The sequence below is a fragment of the Allobaculum fili genome, from assembly GCF_020969955.1.
Taxonomy (GTDB): Bacteria; Bacillota_I; Bacilli_A; order Erysipelotrichales; family Erysipelotrichaceae; genus Allobaculum; species Allobaculum fili.
This window is the reverse complement of the sequence record NZ_JAHDSX010000079.1, coordinates 1-4,544: the sequence shown is the minus strand read 5'-3', so window position 1 is coordinate 4,544 and position 4,544 is coordinate 1. Positions and strand designations below refer to the sequence as shown.

At 48.6% G+C, this 4,544-nt stretch carries 1 protein-coding gene and 2 rRNA genes; all 3 read left to right on the top strand.

Features of this window, described 5'->3' with window-relative positions; genetic code table 11:
• Positions 1-94: ribosomal RNA gene (locus tag Afil_RS10500) — 23S ribosomal RNA — on the top strand; the annotation flags it as partial.
• Between the two features lie 112 nt (positions 95-206).
• A 5S ribosomal RNA gene (gene rrf, locus Afil_RS10495) occupies positions 207-313 on the top strand.
• A 510-nt stretch (positions 314-823) separates the two neighbouring features.
• Positions 824-4,078 (top strand): glycoside hydrolase domain-containing protein, encoded by a 3,255-nt coding sequence (locus Afil_RS10490; RefSeq protein WP_230268510.1) that lies wholly within the window; start codon positions 824-826, stop codon positions 4,076-4,078.
• Positions 4,079-4,544: the final 466 nt, after the last annotated feature.

Sequence of the window (4,544 nt, the reverse complement as noted above, 5' to 3'; positions counted from 1 at the left end):
AAGACCCCTTGAAGACGACAAGGCGATAGGCTGGAGATGGAAGCGAAGTGATTCGCGGAGTTGGCCAGTACTAATCGGTCGAAAGCTTAATCTAAGATTCGAGAAAGCTATACGCAAGAAGCCACTATGGAAACCAACGATCGCGTTAGATCGTTATGTTAGAAGACTGATGTTTGTTTTTGGAAGATCCATTCAAAAAATCTAAGTATGGTGGCGATAGCCTGCAGGATACACCTGTTCCCATCTCGCACACAGCCGTTAAGCTGCAGAACGCCGACAATAGCCGCAAGGCAAAGATAGGAAGCTGCCAGACAAAATGAAATCCCCGAAGGATAAAGGAGAAATCCTATATCTTTCGGGGATTTTTTCATAGTCTGCGTTCTGGAAGTGAGAAATCCGGGATCTGATCCGGTCGCTGCCGTCCGCCCGGACAGCAGGTAGAACTGGTCCAGAAGCGGTGTAAAGATTCAGTTCTGAGCGGAACGCTGTTCAAAATTTTTTCAAACAAACTGAAATTGGATTGCGGATTTCACAAAAATTGAAATCTTTGGGATTTCGTAAATACGTTAAGATGATGGATGAAAGCGGAAAAGAATAGACGTTTCGTCTTTTAATCGGGCAAATTCAAAAGACAGGCTGCAGCGGGCAGTGCAGCTGGAAAACAACCGTTCTTGACCGCTGATTTTACTGGGAGCATGGATTCCCAATCGGGTTCTGTGCTTTCGGTCGAGAAAGAAAGTGAGGATTTATGAAGAATCACAGCAGAACATCTGCCAGAGCGAAAACGTTTGGCAGAATGGGAAGCCTGTTTTGCGCAGGCAGCATGGCAATGAGTCTGATTGTTCCTGTTCCGGTTCTGGCGAAATCCTGGACACCGGCTCAAACGATCATGAAAAATGCAGCGCTGATGCCGCAGGCAGAAACTCTTACCGAAAAAACAGTGGATGACACGGACGCCTCCATTGCCTATTCCGAAGGCAACGCGAATAACGGCGGATGGACAGCAGGCGGAAGCGGCGATCCGGCTGCAACCGAGCATTATGCCAATCAGGCTGGCGCCAGTCTGACTTTTACGTTTACAGGCCAGAAAGTGGAAATCTACGGTGTAAAAGCCCCCAATCATCGGAAGTTTTCCGTTTCCATTGATGACGGAGAAGCCGTTACCTGCGATGCGTGGGCCGAAAGCCGAACCGGAGCGGATACGCTCCTGTTCAGTTCCGAAGATTCGAATCTTAACCTGGATGAAAAAGAGCATACGCTGAAGCTGACCATTCTGGATGAAGCCAATGCGGCGGCTTCCGGAACGCTTTATGGAATGAGCGTTACTTACTTTAAAGTCTGGTCGAGTGGTGAACCAGAACCGTTCAAGGGCTATACGATCGTCGAAGATATGGACATCACGGAAGATGATGAGCTCTTTAAAGTGAAATACAACGGAAACTGGAAAGGCGGCGGTACAGCTTATCCAGACGCATTTCACGACGGATATGAGCACTATGCCTATGACGGAGACTCCTTTGAAATGAAGTTCATCGGCAATAAAGTCGAAATGTGGGCAACCAAAGCCCCTGGTCATGGCGTTTATACGTTCTCTATTGACGGCGTAGAAGTGGGAACCGCCAGCGCTACGAGCGATACGCGTGTGAATCAGCAGCTGATCTGGGCTTCAGATACGCTTGAAGAAGGCGAACATACGCTGAAAGTGGAACTGAAGGATCAGCCCGATATGGCCATTCAGCTCGATTATCTGAAAGTCTATCATGAGGAACTGACACCGATTTCTGTTTCTCTTCACAGTACAGCGACGACAGCAATTCCAGGAACAGAACTGACACTCGAAAAAGAGTTCCAGCCATGGAATTCGACGGGTACTCTCGTCTGGACGAGCAGCGACCCGACAATTGCCGCAGTGGATGAAAACGGAAAAGTCACCATCGCTGGCAAGGATGTCGTTACAGAAAAGAAAAAGGTAACCATTATGGCAGCACTGAAAGATCATCCGGAAATCAGCGCTTCAATTGTTCTCAATGTCGATCCCGATCTGTCGACGATGAATGCCTATGTCGGCAACGAAAAGCTTCTGGATCTTCCGGAAAACTATTCGAGCCTCTATGCGGGTGAGGGCGATTCATTTAAGGGAACGCTCTGGAAAAATGACACGATCAACTCGAAAGTCAACGTAGCGTCCATGGGCGAAGACCTTCATAACGTAGAACTGAGTTTTTCCGATTTCGTGAATGAAGACGGAGATAAACTGCCGGCATCAGCCATGCATTATGGCTGGCTCGAAACGACTACGGCCAATATTGGACGCGGCAATTCGGGTGCGCCGGTTAAGGAGTTCCCGGATCTGATCGGCAATCCCGGCAAGATTACCATTCCTGCACAGTCGATTCGCTTTGCCTGGATCCAGTTTGGCACGACCGCTTCGACGAAACCGGGTACGTACAAAGGCAAGGTTCGTATCTCCTGCGATGAAGCGTCTTCGCTGAAGGAACTCGACTATACGCTGGAAGTCATTAATGTACAGCAGCCGGATCCGGAACTGACTGGAATTCAGCTCTGGCAGCATCCGTTCTCGGTAGCGGACAACTATCTTGGCTTAGGTGCCAATAACAAGGGATCGATTTGCACAGACAGTCAGAAAGATTTCTATTTCACCCAAGAACATCTGGATCTCATGCGTGATTCCTACGAAGACTATGCGGCCATCGGCGGTCACGATGCGGTAGCCAATATTGTGGATCAGGCCTGGGGCCATCAGTCGTTCTATAACGACCTGTCCATGGTGCAGTGGACGAAGAAGTCTGACGGTACCTGGGATTTCGACTATTCCTGGTACGATACCTGGATCAATTTCATGATTGAATGCGGCGTTCTGGATCCAGCCAACGGCATTGGTCAGATCAAGGCCTATTCCATCGTTCCATGGAACAACCAGATTTCGTGGTTTGATGAAGCAACGAGCTCGACCAAATCCCAGACCTTTACGCCGGGAAGCGACGAATGGAAAGAAATCTGGACCGACTTTCTGCAGGACTATCTGCAGCATTCCGAGGAAAAAGGATGGACCGACATCACCTATATTTCCATGGATGAAAGAAGTCTGGATATGCTGGAACCGGCTGTTGAGCTGATCGATTCGATTAAGACCGAAGACGGCAAACAGTTCAAGATTTCTTCCGCACTGAACTACAGTGCTCCGTCCTATTACGATTTCACAGATAAGATTGACGATATTTCCGTCAACCTGGGCAATACATCCAAGGAACAAACGGCTGCGCTGTCCGAGCATCGACGCGAAAAAGGTCTGAACACCACGTTCTATACGTGCACGGGCGACTATCCGTCGAACTTCATGATTTCCGATCCAGGCGACAACTACTGGGATATGTTCTATACCGTTACCCTCAAAACCGACGGTTACATGCGCTGGGCATTCGATAACTACGTCTATGACATGCACGGCGACGCTACTTACCGCTATTGGGAACCGGGAGACGGCTGGTTTATCTATCCGCTTGAGAGAGGTAATACCGATCTGATTCAGGGCAAGAACTATTACAGTACCCCGCGTTATGAAATGCTCAGGCAGGGTATTCGCGACAGTGCGAAAGTTCGCTGGCTGCTCGCAAATGAAGATCTCGACGAGAGTGCAAAAGCCAGCCTGCAGAGCGCCGTTGACAGCATGAGCAAGCCGTCGCAGACGAGCAGCTATGGCTCGGCCGTTGCCTCTTCTCAGGAGGTGAGAATGAGCGTTCATGCACAGACCAAAGCGGTTGCGGATGCAATGCAGGCAGCTGCGCACACGATTGCCCCGGAAGAAATGGAAACGATCCATACGGAACTGCTCGCTCAGCTCACAGATAAAGTCGATCACCTCAAATTTGAGGAAACCGACTACGAAAGCACAGGCTGGACGCAGCTGGCAGAAGAAACAGAAACGGCCAAAGCAATCCTGAATCATCCGGAAAGTCAGGATCAGGTCGACCAGGAAGTCGAAACGCTCCATGCGCTTCTTCTGGCCCTGCGTCTTCTCCCCAATGCGAATCACCTTCCTACAGTACAGAATGACTAAGCTCAGTCTGTTCGAAAAAGGAACGTTCGAAACGGCATCTGAATCTGGATGCCGTACGCTTTAAACCGATTGTGAGGACTCTGGAAAGTAAAACCAGAGTCCTCCTTTTTTATGGAAACCCGATGAGCTGTACAGAAAGCAGACGGAAAATCAATTTTCTGGGGGGCGATCCCAGGAGCATAAGATTTGCGTTCTTTCTTTTTGAGGTGTATAAATGAAAAGCTGTTTGTACGCAAAAAGCGAAATAACAGCCCAATCAGCTAGTCGTGAAATTGTTTTAAAAATTCACAAATAATGCTTGCGTCACTTCGATGCCCGTGTTATTATAGTTGAGCGCTGAGGGAAATCGCTTCTCTCAGTCGTCAAATCACCTTTAGATATCTAAGAAAACAGCTTAAGTGAAAATCTTGAAGAATTTCACGAATAACTGTTGACAGAAATTTCTGACGATGATAGGATAAACAAG

Bases quoted from the DNA above. Each gene is read 5' to 3' on its own strand.
- Afil_RS10490 (WP_230268510.1), top strand. From the start codon at position 824: ATGGCAATGAGTCTGATTGTTCCTGTTCCGGTTCTGGCGAAATCCTGG.